The following is a 19,134-nucleotide window of genomic DNA, read 5'->3' as shown; positions in this document are numbered from 1 at the left end:
GCCTCGCATTCACTCGTGGTTCACGGCAAAGACCCCTTCTCCGGATCAACTGGAGAAGGGGTTTTTCGTATGCGTCGACCGATTGCCGCGTTGCTGATGCTGTCCATGGCCGCGCCCGCGCTGGCCGCAGCGCCCGGCACCGCGCAGAATTTCCTCGACCGCGCCAGCCGGCTCAAGAGCAAGGGCCCGCTGGCGCTGTTCGATGGCGACATCGGCAAGCTCAAGGCCGAGGCCATCGCCGCCGGCCAGTCGATCGCCGCCGACCGCCGCGCCGCCGAAAAGGCCGGCCGGCCCAAGCAATATTGCTCGCCCCAACCAAAGGCCGAGCTCGGCCAGAACGAATTTCTCTCCGGGCTCGAAGCGATTCCCGCCCGTGAGCGCGCCCGCATCAGCCTCAAGCAGGCGATGCTGCAGATCCTGCAGAAGAAATATCCCTGCCCGCGCTAGGCTGGCCGGGCCATTAAATGGTCGTAACGACTTGTGAGTGTGCGCGAATTCGCCCACTTCTCAGGCGCATCAACCGTCGGAGAAGCATGGGTGCGTCGCCATCTGCTCGTCGTGACATTGTTGATCGCCGGGTTCGCCGCCCCGGCGTGGGCGGCGCCGCGGATGAATGCCGCCATCTTCCTCGCCAAGGCGGATTCGCTGCGGCGGCGCGGCCCGCTCGCACTCTTCTCAAGCGACTTGAAAGTCCTCCAGGCGCAGGCCGAAACCGCCGGGGACGAGCTCAAGGCCGAGCATGACGCCGCCAAGCGCGCCGGCCGCCCGCTCACTTACTGTCCGCCCAACCGCAAGATCCTCGGGCCGCAGGAACTGCTCGACGGCCTCCACCGCATCCCCGCGCCCGAACTCGCGCGGCTCGACATCAAGCAGGCGATGCACGTCGTGCTGGTGCGCAACTACCCCTGCTGAGCGGCGATCAGCCGACCACGCCCAGCGCGGCGACGGTGATAAACCACATCACCAGCACGGTGATCGCCCCGAACAATAGCATCGTCGTCCGCGCCAGCGCGCCATACCAGGTGAGGCCGTAGGCGCCCTTCATCTGGCGATACATGTGGATGGGCGGGATCAGCGCCAGGAACGGCGCCCAATTGCTCAAGCCCGCCATCACCAGCAGCCCGCCGACGATGATCAGGAACATCATGAATGACAGCGAATAGGTGACGAACACCGTGTGATCGTAAAGGTGCCGCCGTCTCAGCGGAAACAGCAGCCACAGCACCGGCACGCTCAAGGGGATCAGCAGCCAGCTATATTTGGACGCCGCGTCCTGGACGTGCGCCGACGCCTCGCGCGGGTTGGTGGCGACCTTCTGCACCGTCTGCTTGAGCCACTCGGGGCTCTGCTTGCTGTCGTCGAGGCTGGTCTCGAACTTGCCGTCGCGAACATTCTGCAAACTCTGGACGCTCTTCACCGTCTCGGCGATCTGCCCGTCGACCTTGGCGACATCCTTGCCCTGCCGCTGCAAGGCATCGCGCTGCTCCTGCAGCTTGCGCAATTGCTGCTGGTCGTTGCCGATCGCCTCATTGACCCCCTGCCCGATCGTCAGGTCGCCGAGCGTGCCCGAGAAATTCAGCACCGCGAACATCAGGAAGACGGTGAACAGGTAGAGCCCGATCGGCGAGACGAACCGCGCCCGCTGCCCGTCGACATAGCGCCGGGTCAGCTCGCCCGGCCGCCACACCAGCAGCGGCAGGGTCTGCCACAGCCGCCCCTCGAAATTGAGCGTGCCGGCGAGGAAGTCGGCAAAGAAGCTGCGCAGCGTCCGCGGCAGCTTCGACTTCTGCCCGCAGGCCGAACAATAGTCCCCCGCCAGCGGCGCCGCGCAATTGAGGCAGCGGCCGGCGGTGGCGAACGGCTCGACAGGCGGCTCGGCGGACACTGGATCGATGACGTTCATCACACTTCCCCTGCCCCAAGATTGGCAGAGGTGAGCCGAGGCTGCTAGCCCTTCGCGTCCATGCGGCGGATCGGTCTTCTCGGCGGCAGCTTCAACCCCGCCCACCGCGGCCACCGCCGGATGAGCCTCGCTGCGGCCGAAGCGCTCGGGCTCGACGAAGTGTGGTGGCTGGTCTCGCCCGGCAATCCGCTCAAGCCCGCCGCCGGCATGGCGCCTTATGAAGCGCGCTTCGCCTCGGCCCGCGCGATGGCCCGGCGGAGCATCATCCGCGTCAGCGATTTCGAGCGCCGCATCGGCACCCGCTACACCGTCGACACGCTCAAGACCCTGCTCCACCGTTACCCGCGCGACCGGTTCGTCTGGCTGATGGGCGAGGACACTGTGGCGCAATTCCACCAGTGGAAGGATTGGCGACGATTGGCCGCGATGCTGCCGATTGCCGTCCTCTCCCGCCCCGGCTATGGTGACGACGCCCGCGCGAACCGCGCGATGGGTTGGCTGCGGCGCTTCGTCCGGCCCCGCAGCCAGGCGCCGCATTGGACGCGATGGAGTGCACCGGCAATCGTCTTCTTGTCGCTTCCACCCGACAGGACTTCCGCCACCGCTCTTCGCGCGCGCCATCCCGACTGGCACCTTCTTACCCCCTCCGGCGCGCAGCACCGTGAGGCCGACCATCCAGCAGCGACCAGCAACAGGAGATTTCTTGGCCGACGACAAAGTTAAGACGGTTCCGACTGTCGATGAACTTCACCGCAGCGTTCTGGAGTCGCTCGACGACGACCAGGCGGTGGACGTCGTCACCATCCCGCTGGCCGGCAAGTCGAGCATCGCCGATCACATGGTGATCGCCAGCGGCCGCTCGACCCGCCAGGTCGCGTCGATGGCCAACAAGCTCGCCGACAAGCTCAAGCAGCAATATGGCCGCCCGGTCCGGATCGAGGGGCTGCCCGCGGCCGACTGGGTGCTGATCGACGCCGACGACGTCATCGTCCACCTGTTCCGCCCCGAGGTCCGCACCTTCTACAATCTCGAGCGGATGTGGGCCTTCGGGGACGAGCAGCCGAAGCAGGCCGCCGGCGCGTAAAGCCGCGCCTTGCTGCTCCACCTCATCGCGCGCGGCAAGATCGGCCGCTCGCCCGAAGCCGAGCTGGTTGACCGCTATCTGAAGCGGATCGCCTGGCCGACGCGGCTGAGCGAATTGCCCGACCGCGGCGGCACCGTCCCCCCCGCCCCGCCAAACAGCGTCACCGTCCTGCTCGACGAGCGGGGCCACGCGCTGTCATCGATGGCGCTGGCGAAACAGCTTGAGCGCTGGCGCGACGACGGCAAGCGCGAGGCGCGCTTCCTGATCGGCGCCGCCGACGGCCATGACGATGCGGCGCGGGAAGGCGCCGACCTGCTGCTCAGTTTCGGCGCCGCGACCTGGCCGCACCTCCTCGCCCGGGCGATGCTCGCCGAGCAACTGTTCCGCGCCACCTCGATCCTTGCCAACCACCCCTATCATCGCGAAGGCTAGGCCATGCGCCGCCGCCTGGCCCTCGCTCTGCTCCTCGCCGCGCCGGCGCTGCTCTCCGCCGCCGATCCGCTGGTCGCGGCGCGCGCCGAGGCTGCCGCGGCGGCGCGCGAGCAGCAGCGGCTCGACGGGCTGATCGCGGCCACCAGCGGCACCCAGGCCCGCCTCCGCGCCGAGCAGGATGCCGCCGCCCAGGGCATCGTCGCCGCCGAGGCGCAGCTCGCCCTGTTGAAGTTCGAGGCCATTTCGGCCGAGCGCCAGCTCGTCGGCGTCCGCACCCGCCTCGATGCCGAGCAGCGCCCCGCCGCGCTGCTGCTCGCCGGGCTCGCGCAATATGGTCGCCGCCCCCCGCTCCTGAGCCTCGCGGCGGGCGGCTCGGCGGCGGACATCGTCCACCTCCGCGCGCTGATCGACGCCACCCTGCCCGCGGTCGAGGCGCGCACCGCCGGCCTCCGCCAGCAGCTCGACGCCAGCCGCGCCCTCGCCGCAGAGGCCGACACCGCGCGTCAGGCGGCGCTCCGCCAGCAGGGCGAGCTCCACGCCCGCCAGCAGCGGTTTGCTTTACTCGAAGGCCAGCTCAACCGCCGCCTCGCCGCCCTCGGCGGCGCCGCGCTCGGCGCCAGCGACGTCGCTTTGGCCGAGCTCGCTTCCGCCGACACCGCCGCCGGGCGCGCGCTCGCCGACCAGCAGGCGCGCCGCACCGCCGCCGACCTCGCGCGTTTCGAGCCCGCCCCGCAAAGCCCCTTCGGCGGCACCGGCGCTCCCGCCCCCGCCCTGCTCGCCTGGCGCCTCCCCCTCGATGGCGCGATCCTCGGCGGATTGGGCGAAGTCAGCCCCAGCGGCGTCCGTTCCCGCGGCCTCACCATCGCCGCCCGCGCCGGCGCGCCGGTGGCGATGCCCGCCGCCGGCACCATCGTCTTCGCCGGCCCCTTCCGCAGCCACCTGTCGGTCATCGTCCTCGACCATGGCGGCGGCTGGCTGACCCTCCTCACCGAGGTCCGGACGACGCTGACACCCGGCACCCGCCTCGCCCCCGGCGAGCCGCTCGGCCGCGCGCTCGGCAACGTCACCGTCGAACTCAGCCGCAACGGCCAGCCCCAGCCCGCGGCTCTCATCGCCGGTTCATCTCCCTTGCTGTCAAAGGGGGGATAACCCCGCTAGAAGTGGGCGGATGACCCACAAGGATTCGCGTATGCTTCGCAAGCTTCTTCCGCCCCTCGCCCTGGTCGGCGCGCTCGCGCTGGTCCCGGTCACGACCTCGACGGTCGCGGCGGCGGACGTCGACACCTACAAGGAGCTCGAGACCTTCATGGGGGTGTTCGAGCGGGTCCGCGCCAATTACGTCGACAAGGTCGACGACCATACGCTGATCAAGGGCGCGATCGACGGCATGCTTGCCTCGCTCGATCCGCATTCGAGCTACATGGAAGGCTCCGATTTCCAGCAGCTCAAGACCACCACCGACGGCAATTACGGCGGGCTCGGCCTGTCGGTCACGATGGAGGACGACACCGTCAAGGTGATCGCCCCGACCGAGGACACGCCGGCGGCGCGCGCGGGTCTCAAGTCCGGCGACTACATCACCCACATCAACGGCGAATTGCTCTACGGCCTCAAGCTCGACGAGGCGGTCGAGAAGATGCGTGGGCCCGCCGGCAGCCAGATCAAGCTGACCATCGTCCGCCCCGGCCGCGACAAGCCGTTCGACGTCACCCTGACCCGCGAGCGGATTGTGCTCCGCCCGGTCAAGTGGGAGGTCCGCGACGGCGTCGGCATCGTCAACATCAACACCTTCTCGGGCAACGTCGGCTCCGAGACCGAGGCCGCGCTGACCGCGATCGACAAGGCCACCGGCGGCAAGCCATTGGGCTACATCGTCGACCTGCGCTCGAACCCCGGCGGCCTGCTCGACCAGGCGATTCAGGTCTCCGATGCCTTCCTCGACCGCGGCGAGATCGTCTCCGAGCGCGGCCGCGCCAAGGACGATATCGAGCGCTTCTACGCCAAGGCGGGCGACATGGCCCACGGCAAGCCGGTGATCGTGCTGGTCGACGCCGGCTCGGCCTCGGCGGCCGAGATCGTCGCCGGCGCGCTCCAGGACCAGCGCCGCGCGCTGGTCATGGGCGAGCAGAGCTTCGGCAAGGGCTCGGTCCAGAGCGTCATCCAGCTCGGCCAGGACAGCGCGCTCAGGCTGACCACCGCGCGCTACTACACGCCGTCGGGCCGCTCGGTGCAGGCGGGCGGGATCACCCCCGACATCGTCGTCCCCCAGCTGACCGACGAGGATTACAAGGACCGCCGCGTCGTCCGCGAGGCGGACCTGCGTCGCCACCTCATCGCGCAGAGCACGGTCGACGACAAATTGCTCGAGCGGGACGACACCCCCGACCCGCGCTTCAACCTCACCAAGGCCGAGCTCGACAAGCGCGGGATCAAGGACTTCCAGCTCTATTATGCGCTGCAGACCTTGAAGCGCCTCGGCGCGGCGACCGCGCCCCGGGTGGCCTCGGGCGGCGCTCCGGCGCGCTCGCGCTAGGAGGAAAGCGATGGACGCGCGCACCGGCAGCCTCGGCCTGGGCTCCGACAAAAGATCGCTCGACCGCGCCTTGTGGCTCGCGCTGCTGGTGCCGGGCGGCCTGCTCGCCGGCGCTTATGCCTCGCAGATTTTCGGCGGGCTCCACCCGTGTGAAATGTGCTGGTGGCAGCGCTACGGCCATTTCGCCGGGCTGACCGCCGCGACGCTCGCGCTGCTCCTGCCCCCCGCGCGGCGGCCGCTATTGTTGCTCGCCGCGCTCGGCATCGCCGTCTCGGGCGCCATCGCCGTCTACCACGCCGGGGTCGAGGCGCGCTGGTGGGAGGGCTTCACCACCTGCACCGCGACCGGCGCGAAGACTCTGCAGGACATTTTGCGCACCCCGCTGATCCGCTGCGACCAGGTCCAGTGGAGCTTCCTCGGCCTGTCGATGGCGGCGTGGAACGCCATCTTCTCCCTCTCCGCCGCCGGAGCGATCGCATGGCTGACGCTGCGCCGCCGCTGAGCCCCAAGCGCTGGCAGCCCGGCGACCGCCAGGCCGACCGTGTGGCGATGCTGCGGGTCGACCAGGCCGGCGAATATGGCGCGACGCGCATCTACGCGGGCCAGCTCGCCGTGCTGCGCGGCTCGTCCCCCGCCGCCCACCTCGTCGCCCACATGGCGGGGCAGGAGGAACGCCACCTCGCCCGCTTCAACCAGCTGATGGCCGAGCGGCGGGTCCGCCCGACCCTGCTCCAGCCGCTCTGGCACGTCGGCGGCTTCGCGCTTGGCGCGGTCACCGCGCTCATCTCCGAAGAGGCCGCGATGGCCTGCACCGACGCGGTCGAGACCGAGATCGACCGCCATTACAGCGAGCAGCTCGACCAGCTCGGCGAGCAGGATCCCGAACTCAGCGCCGACATCCGCTCCTTCCAGGCCGACGAGCTCGAGCATCGCGAGACCGCCCGGGCGGCCGGCGCCGCCAACGCCCCCGCTTACCCCCTGCTCACCTTCGCCATCCGCGGCGTCTGCCGCGCCGCGATCGAAATCTCGAAACGCATCTGACGGTTCGGCCGTTGGGGCGATGAAAGGACTATCCTGATGTTGAAGCCGATCCTCACCGCCGCCGCGCTCGCCGGCTTCGCTGTCGCCGCCGCCCCCGCGCAGGCGCAGGACAGCGACACCGGCCGCAAGATCGCCGAGATCATCGTCTACGGTAACGACCCCTGCCCGCGTTCGACCGACAGCGAAGTCGTGGTCTGCGCCCGCAAGCCCGAGGGCGAGCGCTTCCGCATCCCCGAGCGGCTGCGCCAGGGCGGCGCTCGCCAGAGCCGTGAGGCCTGGGCCAACCGCGCCCGCAGCTTCGAGGTCGCGACCCGTCAAGGCGTCGCCACCTGCGACGCGGTCGGACCCGGCGGCCAGAACGGCTGCCTCCAGAAGATGATCGACCAGGCCAAGGCCGAGCGTAACGAGCAGGACGCGGCCGACTCGCCGCCGCCGCGTTGAGCACGGCCGAGCAGCCGAGTTCGCTCGGCGACGTCCTCGCCAAGGTCCCGGCGATCACGCTCGGCTTCTGGATCGTCAAGATCCTCGCCACCACATTGGGCGAAACCGCCGGCGACACGGTGACGATGACCTGGCTCGGCGAAACCACCCCCGACGCCGCCGGAGCCGCGGTCAGCGGCTACCTCATCGGCACGCTGATCTTCGGCATTCCGCTGCTGTTGCTGGTCGCCGCGCAGATCCGCGCGCGGCGTTTCCACCCCGCGCTCTACTGGGCGGCGATCATCGCCTCGACCACCTTCGGCACCACCCTCGCCGACTTCGCCACTCGCTCGATCGGGCTCGGTTACCTCGGCGGCTCGCTGCTCCTCCTCGCACTGGTCCTCGCCAGCCTCGTCGCCTGGCGGCTGACGCTCGGCCGGATCGCCGCCGACGACATCGTCAGCCGCGGGCAGGAGCTGTTCTACTGGATCACCATCACCTTCTCGCAGACGCTCGGCACCGCGCTCGGTGACTGGGTCGCCGACAGCGGGCCCGGCTATGCCGGCGGCGCGCTGATCTTCGGCGCGGCGATCGCGCTCGTCGCCCTCCTGTGGTTCACCACCCGCCTCCCCCGCGCCATCCTCTTCTGGGCTGCCTTCATCCTCACGCGCCCGCTCGGCGCCACCATCGGCGACTGGTTCGACAAGCCGGTCGCCAAGGGCGGGCTCGAGATCAGCCGCCCGCTGGCCTCGCTCATCCTGCTCGTGCTGATCGTCGCCCTGCTGTGGCTGCTGCCCCAGCGCGCCGGTACCCACCGCGCGGAGCCGGCCTAAGCGCAGCCGTTCGGGCGGCGGAACGAAGCGGGGCGGGTTGCGGTTTGACCGCCGACAGGAGCCCCGATGCCGACCGACGCCAGCACGACCCTCACCCTGCTGACCCGCTTCGGCTTCGCCGCGCGCGGCGTCATGTATCTGGTGATCGCCTGGCTGATCATCGCCGTTGGCCGCGCCGCGGACCCCAGCGGCGCGCTCCACTACCTCTCGACCGGACGGACCAAGTGGCTGCTGCTGGTGATGATCGCGGGCTTCGTCGCCTACGGCGTCTGGCGGCTGAGCGACGCCCTGCTCAACATCGAAGGCCATAAACCTGGCCGCAAGGGCTGGGGCCCGCGCGCGGCGGCCGCCTTCAGCGGCGCCGTCCACCTCGCCTTCGCCTGGCAGGCGATCCGCTTCCTGCGCGGCGTTCGCGGCGAGCACCTCAGCGGCGCGAAGGAAGGCGCCATGGTCGCGATGGACCTCCCCGGCGGCGCCTGGCTGCTCCTGCTCGGCGGCGCGGTGCTGGCCGGCGTCGGCATCGCCCAGTTCGTCAACGCCTGGCGCTGCAAATTCTGCGAGCGGCTTGGCGGCGGAGTCCGAAGCGCCCCGTGGGTCCGCTGGACCGGCCGCGGCGGCTATCTCGCCCGCGGCATCGTCTTCCTGATCAGCGGCTATTTCCTCTACCGCGCCGGGATGGACAGCCGCGCGACCGAGGCCGGCGGGATGCAGCAGGCGCTCGCCTGGCTGACCTCGCCGTGGGACGTGATCGTCGGCGTCGGCCTCGCCCTGTTCGGCTGCTTCAGCCTGATCGAGGCGCGTTACCGAGTCATCCACGACGTCCCGGTCGAAGAGGTCGCAAGCAAGGCGCGCCAGCACCTCTCCGTCTGACCTAAGCTGCTCAAATCACCGGAAAAGCTTGCCCGTCCCCGGATAAGAACATATACCGAACATCATGGCGCAGCTCGACACCCGCGAGAAACTGGCGATCCTCGCGGATGCCGCCAAATATGACGCGAGTTGCGCCTCGTCGGGGACGGCCAAGCGCGACAGCAAGGGCGGCAAGGGCCTCGGCTCGACCGAGGGCATGGGCATCTGCCACGCCTATGCGCCCGACGGCCGTTGCATCTCTTTGCTCAAGATCCTGCTGACCAACAGTTGCATCTTCGACTGCCATTATTGCATCAACCGCAAGAGCTCGAACGTCCGCCGCGCGCGCTTCACCGCGCAGGAGGTCGTCCAGCTCACTCTCGCCTTCTACAAGCGCAACTACATCGAGGGGCTGTTCCTCTCCTCGGGCATCATCAAGTCCTCCAACTACACGATGGAGCAATTGGTCGAGGTCGCGCGCTCGCTCCGCGAAGACCACGACTTTCGCGGCTACATCCATTTGAAGACCATCCCCGACGCCGACCCTGAGCTGGTGCGCCTCGCCGGCCTCCACGCCGACCGCGTCTCGATCAACGTCGAGCTGCCGACCGTGTCGGGCCTCGAGAAGCTCGCGCCCGAGAAGAGCGCCCCGCAGATCGAGGGCGCGATGCTCGGCATGAAGGGCGCGATCGAGGACGGCAAGGACGCCCGCAAGAAGTATAAGTCGGCGCCCAATTTCGCCCCCGCCGGCCAGTCGACCCAGATGATCGTCGGCGCCGACAAGGCGACCGACGGCGACATCGTCACCAAGGCCTCGACCCTCTACGACCGCTTCTCGCTCCGCCGCGTCTATTATTCGGCCTTCTCGCCCATCCCCGACGCCAGCGCGGTGCTGCCGCTCCAGCGCCCGCCACTGATGCGCGAGCATCGGCTCTACCAGTCGGACTGGCTGATGCGCTTCTACGGCTTCAAGCCGGCCGAGGTCGTCCAGGCGGCGGGCGACGACGGCATGCTCCCGCTCGACATCGACCCCAAGCTCGCCTGGGCGCTCAAGTTCCGCGAGCATTTCCCGGTCGACGTCAATCGCGCGCCGCGCGAAATGCTCCTCCGCATCCCCGGGCTCGGCACCAAGGCGGTCGACCGCCTCATCCGCTCGCGCCGCCATCGCCGCTTCACCCTCGACGACGTCGCCCGGCTGACCGTCAGCATCGCCAAGATCCGCCCCTTCATCGTCACCGCCGACTGGCGCCCGACCCTGCTCACCGACCGCGCCGACCTCCGCACCCTCGTCGCCCCCAAGGTCAGCCAGCTGGAATTGTTCGCCGCGTGAGTGACGCCAACGGCCGCCACGGCAACAGCGCCGACCTGTTCTCTCCCGCCCACGGCACCAGCGGCAAGACCGGCGTCCTCCTCCCCGACGGCCCGCAGATCGATCCGCTCAAGATCACCCTCGACCGGCCCGACGATTTCGACGGCTGGCGCGAGGCGGCGCGCGAGCTGATCGGCGCCGGCGTCCCGCCGATGAGCGTGGTCTGGCAGGTCGCCGGCGACGATGGCGAATTGTTCGGCAGCGAGGGCGCCTTGCCCCCGGGCGGGGGCGGCCAGCCGATGTTCTCGGTGCCCAAGCCCTTCATCGATCTCGCCAAGGCCGCCGTCTGCCACTCAGACCCGCAGCGCTTCGCCTTGCTCTACGCGCTATTGTGGAAGCTCAAGGGCAACCGCCGCGCGCTCGAGGACCGCGCCGACCCCTTGGTCGACCGGCTCGAGAAGCTCGCCAAGGAAGTTCGCCGCGACGCGCACAAGATGCACGCCTTCGTCCGCTTCCGCGAAGTGGCCGAGGAGAACGGCACCCGCTTCGTCGCCTTCTTCGAGCCCGACCACCACATCGTCCGCCGCGAGGCCGGCTTCTTCGCCCGCCGCTTCGCCAGCATGCGCTGGTCGATCCTCACTCCCGAACTGTCGATCCACTGGGCGCCCGAGACGCAGACCCTGTGCGAAGGCCCCGGCGCCACCCGCGCCGACGCCCCCGACGGCGACCCGCTCGAGGAGACCTGGCGCACTTACTATTCGAGCATCTTCAACCCGGCGCGCCTCAAGATCGGGGCGATGCTCAAGGAGATGCCCAAGAAATATTGGCGCAACATGCCCGAGACCTCGCTCGTTGCCCCGCTGATCGCGGGGGCGCGCGCACGGGAGCTGGAGATGATCGAGCGGTCGGCGAACAATTTCGGCGCGGAAGCCGCCGTCAAGGCCGAGCGCCAGCTCCAGACCGGCGGCAACCTCCGCGCCAGCTGGGAAGCGCTGATGGCCGAAGCCCGCGGCTGCACCCGCTGCGACCTCCACTGCAACGCCACCCAGACCGTCTTCGGCGAAGGCCCGCTCGACGCCTGCATCCTGTTCGTCGGGGAGCAGCCGGGCGATCAGGAGGACGTCGCCGGCCGCCCCTTTGTCGGCCCGGCCGGCCAGTTGTTCGACGCAGCGCTCGAGAAAGCCGGGATCGACCGCACGCAGACCTACGTCACCAATGCGGTCAAGCATTTCAAATTCGTCCTGCGCGGCAAGAAGCGCATCCACTCCAAGCCCGACACCGCCGAGATCGACGCCTGCCGCTGGTGGCAGGAGCAGGAGCGCGCGCTGATCAGGCCGCCGCTGACCGTCGCGCTCGGCGCCACCGCCGCCCGCTCGCTGACCGGCAAGACGCTGACCATCAGCCGCGCGCGCGAAGCTCCGCTGACCCTCGCCGACGGCAGCGAATGCTGGGTCACCGTCCACCCGAGCTTCCTCCTCCGCATCCCTGAGGAAGACCGCCGCGCGGAGGAGCGCGCCAAGTTCGTCGAGGACCTCACCCGCATCCGCGCACGGGCGAAGGAACTGGCAAGCTAGATCCTCCCTGCGCCGCAGGCGTGGGGAGGTGGCAGTGCGAAGCACTGACGGAGGGGCCTGCAAGGTTCGCGCCTGCGATGAGGCTGCAGGCCCCTCCACCGTCAGCCTGCGGCTGAACGGTCCCCCTCCCCATCCTTCGGACGGGGAGGAACCCGGACTAGAAATCCGCCCGCAGCGTCAGCCGCGCATTCCGCGGTGCCCCCGGCGCGATGTTGTTGTCGCTGTTGGCGGTCGGGAAATAGGCTTTGTTCAGCAAATTCTCGACGTTGAGCTGCGCCTCGAATCCCGGCGCCAGCCTGTAGTAAAGCGCGCCGTCGAGCCGGGTGTAGGCCGGCAAGGCGACCAGGTTGCTGATCGTCGCATAGCTCTTCGAGCGCGAGATGATGCCCAGACCCGCGCCGAACGGCTTGCTGAACTGATATTTGCTCCACAGCGAGAGCGAATGGCGCGGGACCAGCGGCACGCTCCGCCCGGCCGGCGCGGCGGTGGTGGTCCGGCGGATCTCCGCCTTCTGCAGCGCATAGCCCGCCGACACCTGCCAGCGCGCGCTGATGCTCCGCTCGAGCCCGAGCTCGAGCCCGCGCGTCCGGGTCGCCCCGGTCAGCACGATATTGTCGAGCGCGTCGCGGCTCTGCGTGTTGCTGCGGTCGAGCCGGTAGAGCGCGGCGGTGGCGAGCAACCCGCCGAGCGGCTCCCACTTGGCGCCGACCTCGAGGTTGGTGAACCGCTCGGGCTCGAGCGCCGCGGTGGTCAGGGTAAGCGCGCTGGACTGGTCGCCCGACTGCGGCAGGAAGGAGCGCGAGAAATTGCCATAGGCCGACAGGTTGCGCAGCGGCTTCAAGACGACCCCCAGCCGCGGCGACACCGTTCGGTCGGTGCGGCTCTGCGTCGCCACCCCCGCGCGCTGGTCGTCGACGGTCAGCGTGAAGCGGTCGAACCGCAGCCCACCGACGATCTCGAGCCAGTCGGCCGGCCGTAACTGCGTCTGGACATAGCCCGCCGCGACCGAGGCACGGGTGCGGTTGTTGGCGTCGCTCGCGCTGGTCGCGAACACCAAGGTGCGGTCGACGGTCGGAGCGCTCACATTGACCGAACCCGGATTGAGCCCGGTCATCCGGAGGTTGCGGCTCCGCTGCCCCGACAGCTCGACCCCGATCAGCAGCGTCTGGTCGATCCCGGCCACCGTCCCTGTCCACACCAGGTCGGTCTGGCTGATCAGATTCCGCCGGTCGTTGCGGTTGTTGTAGGCGCCGAGCGACACCGCGCCGGTGGCGGCATTGACCGCCGAGGCGGCGAAGATGTTCTGATAGAATTTGTCATAGTCGGCGAATTGCGTTCGGTTGCGCAGGGTCAGCGCGTCGCTGAACCGGTGCTCGACGGCCAGGGTCGCGATCTGCACCTTCGCGTTCGAATAGCTGTCGTCGGGATCGCCGAAGAAGGTGCGGGTGAAGCCGGTCAGCGGCACGCCCGCCAGCGACGGCACCCCGCGGTCGCTAGTCCGCCGGTCGTGGAAATATTCGTACGAAAGGTCGATCCGCGTGTCCTGCCCGGCGAGGATGCCGAGCGTCGGATTGATCCCGTAGCGCTTGAGCCCGACATGGTCGCGGAAGCTGTCGCCCTGCTCGTAGACCGTGTTGACCCTCAGCCCGAGCGCCCCCGCCAGCCGCGCATCGACGTCGCCGGTGGTCCGCGTCCGGCCCTCGCTGTCGACGCTGGCCATGATCTGCCGCCGGTCGGTGAAGCCGGCGCGCTTTGTCACGCGGTTGATGATTCCGCCGCCCCCGCCGCGTCCGAACATCATCGCGTTGGGGCCCTTCAAGACCTCGACCCGGTCGAGGTTGTAGAAGTCGCGGAAATATTGCGCGTCGTCGCGCAGGCCGTCGAGGAAGAAGTCGGCGGTGGTGTTGTTGCCGCGCAGGGTCAGCTGGTCGCGGTTGCTCTCGCCAGTGCTGGGCGTCGCGCCGGGCACGAACATCAGCAGGTCGCCGACCGAGCGCAGCGACTGGTCCTCGATCTGCGCCTCGGAGATGACCGAGATTGCCTGGGGCACGTTGCGCAACAGCATGTTGGTCTTGGTCGCGGTGCTGGTCGACTTGACCCCATATTCCTCGCGCTGGCCGGTGACCGTCACGGTCGGCGCCTCGGCCTCAGCCTCGGCTGATGGCGCAGCGGTAACCGCCACCGTCTCGGCGGCGGCCGGCAGCGCCACGGTGCACAGAGAGGCGCCGACCAGCGCCTGACGAACGATCTTCACGGACTTCCCCTCGGACGAGTTTTTCTCGTTTGTGAGGGACGCCACTATCGCTAATGAAAATCGTTCGCAACAGCAGTTCAGTTGTTATCGAGAATCATTATCAGTTTGGCGCGAGTGATTGGGCGCGTCGTTCGACGCGCAGGACGACCCCGCCGCGCGGCCGCATCGTCACCAGCCCGGTGACCGTCACCGGGCGGCCGAGCGTGACGAAGCGCCAGCGGGCGAGCCAGTGCGCCAGCACCGTCAGCGCCTCCACCGTCGCGAATTGCGCCCCGACGCAGATCCGCGGCCCCGCCCCGAACGGCAGATATTGATAGCGCCCCGGCCGCGGCTTCTCCGGCGCAAAGCGGTCGGGATCGAACGCGTCGGGATCGTCCCACAGCCGCCGGCTCCGATGGAGCAGCCACGGCCACACCGAGACGATGTCGCCGGGCGCGATCGCCTCGCCATTGGGCAAGACATCGGCCGCGACCGCCTGGCGATCGAACCGCGGCGCCGGCGGATAAAGCCGCAGCGTCTCCTGCAGCACCGCATGGAGCCGGGGCAGCGCGGCCGTCACCGAACGCCCTGCCAGCCCGTCCCCGGCGAGTGCCGCCTGCCCCTCCGCCGCCACCGCGTCCTGCACCGCCGGCTGCTCCGACAGCAAATAGAGCGTCCACGCCAGCGCATTGGCGGTCGTCTCATGCCCCGCCAGGTAAAAGGTCGCGGCATTGTCGATCGCCAGCTCGCGCCCCTGCTCGGGACCGAACTTGTCGCGCAGGTCCCGGATGATCCCGCCGAGGAAATCATCCCCCGGCGCAGCGTCGCGCAGGCGGTCGTCGACCAGCTCGGCCAGCGTCCGCCGCAGATAGACCCGCCCCTTCCGCGCCGCCCGGCCCTTGGGCGTCAATGGCACCATCGGCAGCCCGAGCAGCGCCTGCAGCCGCGGCCCCGCGATCCCGTCGAGCGCGGCGGCGATGTGCGTGAGCGCCGCCTCGCTCACCAGCCGTGGGTCGGCGCTGAACAAAGTCTCGGCGATGATCAGCATCGTCGCCCGCGTCGCATCGACCGCGACATTGCGGGTCTCGCCGTCGCGCCAGCCGTCGAGCGCCGCTTCCGACGCCGCCCCGAACACCGGCCGCACTCGCTCGACCGCCGCCGGCGAGAAGCTCGCCGCGACGATCTTGCGCTGCTCGCGCCACAGCGCGCCGTCGGCGGTCAGCAGCCCCTCGCCGATCACCGGCCCGAGCAACGTCCGCGCGATCGCCGGCTTCACATAATTGGCCTGGTTGGTGAGCATCACATGCTCGACCAGCGGCGGGTCGATCAGCACATGGACCCGCAGTTTCATGATCTGCCGCCGATAGTAAGGCAGCGCGTACATCTGCTCCGACCAGCCATGGACCGAGGTCCGCGACCGCTCGCCGACGAACCCGCGCCAGACCGGCACCGGCCCCGCGCCGCGCGGCGGGAAAGTGGGGACGAACCGCTCGCTCATTCGGCCGCCAGCAAGGTCTCGGCCCCGCCGAGGTCGACCGACACCAGCCGGCTGACCCCCTTCTCGACCATCGTCACCCCGTAAAGGCGCTGCATCCGGCTCATCGTGACCGCATTGTGAGTGACGATCAGATAGCGCGTCTCGGTCTCGCGCGTCATCCGCAGCAGCAGGTCGCAGAAGCGCTCGACATTGGCGTCGTCCAGCGGCGCGTCGACCTCGTCGAGGACGCAGATCGGCGCGGGGTTGGTGAGGAACAAGGCAAAGATCAGCGCCACCGCGGTCAGCGCCTGCTCGCCCCCCGACAGCAGCGTCAGCGCGGTCAGCCGCTTGCCCGGCGGCTGCGCCATGATCTCGAGCCCCGCCTCGAGCGGATCGTCGCTGTCGATCAATTCGAGATGCGCTTGGCCGCCGTCGAACAGGGTCGTGAACAGGCTGCGGAAATGGCGGTCGACCTGGGTGTAGGCGTCGAGCAGCCGCACCCGCCCCTCGCGGTTCAGGCTCCCGATCGAGCCGCGCAGCCGGTTGATCGCCTCCTGCAATTCGTCGCGCTCGGCGGCCCCGGTCAGTCGCGCCTCGTCGAGTTCGGCAAGTTCCTGCTCGGCGACCAGATTGACCGGCCCAAGCCGCTCGCGCTCGCCGGTCAGCCGCTCGAGCGTCGCCGATTCCTCCACCGCGTCGGTCAATTGCGCCGGATCGAAGCCGAGCTTCTGCGGCAGGAGCGGCGGCGGGCATTCGAACTTCTCGCCGCACACCCGGCCATATTCGATCCGCCGCGCCACCTGCGCTTCGGCGCGGGCATCGGCACCGGCGCGCCGCTCGCGCGCAGCGGCCATCGCCTCATTGGCCTGGTGGAAAGCAGCGGCGAGCCCGGCCAGCGCGGCCTCGGCCTCGCGCTCGGCGGCGAGCGTCGCCGACACCGCCGCCTCGCTGTCACGGCTCTGCTGCTCGAGCCCGGCGATCTGCTCCTCCAGCGCCTCGGGCTCAGCCGCCAGCGACTCACGCTCCTCGGCCAGCGCCGCGGCGCGCGCTTCCGCATCCGCGATCCGCTGCCCGGCCGCCGTCGCCCGCTCGGCCCACGCCCGCTGGTCGCGCGCGGCGGTCGCCTGGCGCTCGCGGTCGGCGGCGGCGGCGCGCGCCAGCGTCGCCTGCTCGGCGCGCCGCTCGGCGACCTGCGTCCCGTCGGCCGCCGCCTGCCCGCGCGCCTCGGCGATGCTTCCTGCCAGCAGCCCCGCGTCGGGCAGCGCGGCCAGCGCATTCTCGGCCTGCGCCACCGCGGCGGCCGCCGCCTCACTCACCGGCCGCGTTTCGGTCAGCCGCTCGTCGAGCAGCGCGCGCTGGCTGTCCAACCGCTCGATCGCGCCCGTCGCGACATCCTCCGCCCGGCTCGCCTCGCGCGCCTCGCGCTCGGCGGCGGCGATCCTGGCCCGGGCCTCGTCGGCGGCGGCACGCGCGCGCGCCACCGCGTCGAGCAGCGCCTGCCGCTGCGCCTCGGCCTCCGCCGCGTCGCGCCGCAGCGTCTCGATCTGGTCGCCGATCTCCGCCAGCCGGTTCTGCCGCACCAGCCGCTCGGCCGCCGCCGCGCCCGAGCCGCTCGCGCGATAGCCGTCCCACCGCCGCAGCAACCCGCCACGGGTCACCAGCCGCTGCCCGACCGCGAGCGGCCGCCCGTCATCCGCCTCGACCACCGCCACCTGGGCCAGCCGCCGCGCCAGCGCCGCCGGCGCCTCGACATGATCGGCCAGGCACTCGCTCCGGGCCGGCAGCGCCGGATCGCCCGCCAGCGCCTCCGCCCCACCCCAGAAGCGCGCGCCTTCATTCCCGACCGGCGCGTCCAAATCGTCGCCAAGCGCCGCCGCCAGCGCCCGCTCATAGCCCTTGGCGGCGCGAACGTCGGCGAGCACCCCGCGCCCACCGCCGGTCGCCAGCGCCCGCGTCAGGGCCCCATGCTCGGCCTCGGCCGCCGCCAGCGCCGCGCGCGCCGCCGCCACCGCCGCCTCGGCCCCATCGCGCCGCTCCGCCGCCGCGCCGCGCTGCGCTTCGGCCACGTCGAGCGCCGCTTCCGCCTCGCCCTGCGCGCTCACCGCCGCCGCCCGCTTGTGCTCCGCCGCCGCCTTCGCCGCGCGCTCGCTCGCGCCGTCGCCGAGGCTCGCCAGCTGCGCCGCCAGCCGCCGCGCCTCTTCCTCGATCCGCGCCGCCTGGCCACGGGCGGCGGTCAGCGCCGCTTCGGCGACGCTGCGCTCGGCCTTCATCGCCGCTTCGCGCGCCAGCAATCCCGCAAGCGCCGCCTCGCTCGCCCGCGCCTGTGCCTCGGCGGCGCCGAGCGCGCGCGCGATCCGCACCGCCTCCGCCTCGCCATTGGCCAGCCGCTCGGCGATCGCTTGCTGCTCGGCGGCCAGCGCCTTGCCCGCCTGCTCGGCATCCTCGCGCAACGCCGTCTCGCGCGCCTGCTCGGCGCTAAGCTGCTGCCCCAGCCGCTCGAGCTCCGCCTGCCGCCGCAGCACCGTGTCGAGCCGCGCCCGCGCGGTCGCCAGCTGGTGCGCCAGCGCCTGCCCCTGCTCGCGGGCCGCCGCCGCCGCCCGCCGCCGCGCCACTTCGCCCGAGCCCGCGACCTGCGCCTCCTGCGCGCGGGTCAGCGTCGCCGACAGCGCTGCCACCTCGGCACTCGCCGCGCTCGCCTCGGCGGCGGCAGCCTTGGCGGCCGCCTCGGCCTCGGCCCAGCGCCGGTAGATCAGCCGCCCCTCGGCCAGCCGAATCCGCTCGGTCAGCTGGCGATAGCGTTCGGCTATCCGCGCCTGCCGCTTGAGCGCCGCGATCCGGCTCTCCTGCTCGGTCAGCAATTCGTCGAGCCGCTGGAGGTTGGTCTCGGTTGCCCTGAGCTTGGTCTCGGCGTCCTTGCGCCGCGCGTGGAGCCCGGCGATCCCCGCCGCTTCCTCGAGCATCTGGCGCCGCTCGGCGGGTTTGGCGGCGATGATCGCCCCGATCCGCCCCTGGCTGACCAGCGCCGGCGAATGCGCGCCCGTCGCCGCATCGGCGAAGAGCAGCGCCACATCCTTCTGCCGCACGTCGCGCCCGTCGAGCCGGTAGGCCGAGCCCGCGCCGCGCTCGATCCGCCGGGTTACCTCATGTTCGGGGCCGTCGCTGGCGTCGAGCAGCAGCGACACTTCGGCGAAATCGCGCGCCGGCCGGCTCGCGGTGCCGGCGAAGATCACGTCCTCCATGCCCCCGCCGCGCAAGCTCTTGGGGCTGCCCTCGCCCATCACCCAGCGCATCGCCTCGAGCAGGTTCGACTTGCCGCAGCCGTTGGGCCCGACAATCCCCGTCAGCCCCGGCTCGATGCGCAGCTCGGCCGGTTCCACGAAGCTCTTGAAGCCGCTGAGTTTCAGCCGGCGAAACCGCACCTGTTCACCCCCCGGCGCTGGCGGCCC

General features: G+C 70.6%; 18 protein-coding genes. 14 read left to right on the top strand and 4 right to left on the bottom strand.

What is annotated here, in order from left to right; all coding sequences use genetic code 11:
• Positions 1-69 precede the first annotated feature (69 nt).
• Both GCU42_RS12925 and GCU42_RS12920 read left to right on the top strand, forming a co-directional pair.
• Positions 70-447 carry a hypothetical protein gene (locus tag GCU42_RS12925; RefSeq protein ID WP_114228630.1) on the top strand — a complete coding sequence of 126 codons (378 nt, stop codon included), beginning with the start codon at positions 70-72 and terminating at the stop codon, positions 445-447.
• Positions 448-537: 90 nt separating this feature from the next.
• Entirely contained in the window at positions 538-912 is a 375-nt protein-coding gene (locus GCU42_RS12920) for a hypothetical protein (protein ID WP_114228631.1), read from the top strand.
• 7 nt (positions 913-919) lie between these two features.
• Here GCU42_RS12920 and GCU42_RS12915 read toward each other — a convergent pair whose 3' ends face one another.
• Positions 920-1,903: a DUF3667 domain-containing protein gene (locus tag GCU42_RS12915; RefSeq protein ID WP_114228632.1), complete on the bottom strand. Its 984-nt coding sequence runs from the start codon at positions 1,901-1,903 to the stop codon at positions 920-922.
• A 60-nt stretch (positions 1,904-1,963) separates the two neighbouring features.
• On the opposite strand from GCU42_RS12915, the gene GCU42_RS12910 reads away from it, so the two are divergent.
• The 12 genes from GCU42_RS12910 (at position 1,964) to GCU42_RS12855 (ending at position 11,978) form a co-directional block, all read left to right on the top strand.
• Positions 1,964-2,626 carry a nicotinate-nucleotide adenylyltransferase gene (locus GCU42_RS12910; RefSeq protein ID WP_114228633.1) on the top strand — a complete coding sequence of 221 codons (663 nt, stop codon included), beginning with the start codon at positions 1,964-1,966 and terminating at the stop codon, positions 2,624-2,626.
• Positions 2,607-2,987 carry a ribosome silencing factor gene (gene rsfS / locus GCU42_RS12905; protein WP_114228634.1) on the top strand — a complete coding sequence of 127 codons (381 nt, stop codon included), beginning with the start codon at positions 2,607-2,609 and terminating at the stop codon, positions 2,985-2,987. The genes GCU42_RS12910 and rsfS overlap by 20 nt, the downstream gene beginning before the upstream one ends.
• Before the next feature lie 9 nt (positions 2,988-2,996).
• A complete protein-coding gene (locus GCU42_RS12900; protein ID WP_114228635.1) occupies positions 2,997-3,419 on the top strand; it encodes a 23S rRNA (pseudouridine(1915)-N(3))-methyltransferase RlmH in 423 nt (140 codons plus the stop codon).
• Between the two features lie 3 nt (positions 3,420-3,422).
• The gene (locus GCU42_RS12895; protein ID WP_114228636.1) at positions 3,423-4,568 is read left to right on the top strand and encodes a murein hydrolase activator EnvC family protein; all 1,146 of its coding nucleotides are present in this window, start codon (positions 3,423-3,425) and stop codon (positions 4,566-4,568) included.
• Between the two features lie 40 nt (positions 4,569-4,608).
• Positions 4,609-5,952, top strand: a complete 1,344-nt coding sequence (locus GCU42_RS12890) for a S41 family peptidase (RefSeq protein WP_114228674.1) — start codon at positions 4,609-4,611, stop codon at positions 5,950-5,952.
• A 10-nt stretch (positions 5,953-5,962) separates the two neighbouring features.
• On the top strand, positions 5,963-6,454 hold the full coding sequence (locus GCU42_RS12885) for a disulfide bond formation protein B (RefSeq protein WP_114228637.1): 492 nt from the start codon (positions 5,963-5,965) through the stop codon (positions 6,452-6,454).
• Positions 6,430-6,993 (top strand): demethoxyubiquinone hydroxylase family protein, encoded by a 564-nt coding sequence (locus tag GCU42_RS12880; protein WP_240309535.1) that lies wholly within the window; start codon positions 6,430-6,432, stop codon positions 6,991-6,993. Before GCU42_RS12885 ends, GCU42_RS12880 begins: the two co-directional genes overlap by 25 nt.
• 36 nt (positions 6,994-7,029) lie before the next feature.
• Entirely contained in the window at positions 7,030-7,434 is a 405-nt protein-coding gene (locus GCU42_RS12875; RefSeq protein WP_114228638.1) for a hypothetical protein, read from the top strand.
• Positions 7,431-8,246: a COG4705 family protein gene (locus tag GCU42_RS12870; RefSeq protein ID WP_114228639.1), complete on the top strand. Its 816-nt coding sequence runs from the start codon at positions 7,431-7,433 to the stop codon at positions 8,244-8,246. Before GCU42_RS12875 ends, GCU42_RS12870 begins: the two co-directional genes overlap by 4 nt.
• 66 nt (positions 8,247-8,312) lie before the next feature.
• Entirely contained in the window at positions 8,313-9,116 is an 804-nt protein-coding gene (locus GCU42_RS12865) for a DUF1206 domain-containing protein (protein WP_114228640.1), read from the top strand.
• Between the two features lie 64 nt (positions 9,117-9,180).
• Positions 9,181-10,425, top strand: coding sequence for a putative DNA modification/repair radical SAM protein (locus GCU42_RS12860; protein WP_114228641.1), 1,245 nt, complete (start codon positions 9,181-9,183; stop codon positions 10,423-10,425).
• A 113-nt stretch (positions 10,426-10,538) separates the two neighbouring features.
• On the top strand, positions 10,539-11,978 hold the full coding sequence (locus GCU42_RS12855) for a UdgX family uracil-DNA binding protein (protein WP_114228676.1): 1,440 nt from the start codon (positions 10,539-10,541) through the stop codon (positions 11,976-11,978).
• 157 nt (positions 11,979-12,135) lie between these two features.
• Here GCU42_RS12855 and GCU42_RS12850 read toward each other — a convergent pair whose 3' ends face one another.
• The 3 genes from GCU42_RS12850 to smc form a co-directional block, all read right to left on the bottom strand.
• Positions 12,136-14,232, bottom strand: coding sequence for a TonB-dependent receptor (locus tag GCU42_RS12850; protein ID WP_240309536.1), 2,097 nt, complete (start codon positions 14,230-14,232; stop codon positions 12,136-12,138).
• Between the two features lie 100 nt (positions 14,233-14,332).
• Complete coding sequence (locus GCU42_RS12845; protein ID WP_114228642.1) at positions 14,333-15,709, bottom strand: cytochrome P450; 1,377 nt, start codon at positions 15,707-15,709, stop codon at positions 14,333-14,335.
• Complete coding sequence (gene smc / locus GCU42_RS12840; RefSeq protein WP_152569585.1) at positions 15,706-19,107, bottom strand: chromosome segregation protein SMC; 3,402 nt, start codon at positions 19,105-19,107, stop codon at positions 15,706-15,708. Before smc ends, GCU42_RS12845 begins: the two co-directional genes overlap by 4 nt.
• Between the last annotated feature and the right edge of the window lie 27 nt (positions 19,108-19,134).

This window comes from Sphingomonas ginsengisoli An et al. 2013 (assembly GCF_009363895.1).
In the GTDB taxonomy this organism is placed as follows: Bacteria; Pseudomonadota; Alphaproteobacteria; order Sphingomonadales; family Sphingomonadaceae; genus Sphingomicrobium; species Sphingomicrobium ginsengisoli.
The sequence above is the reverse complement of the archived record's forward strand: the minus strand, read 5'-3'. Positions and strand labels throughout refer to the sequence as shown.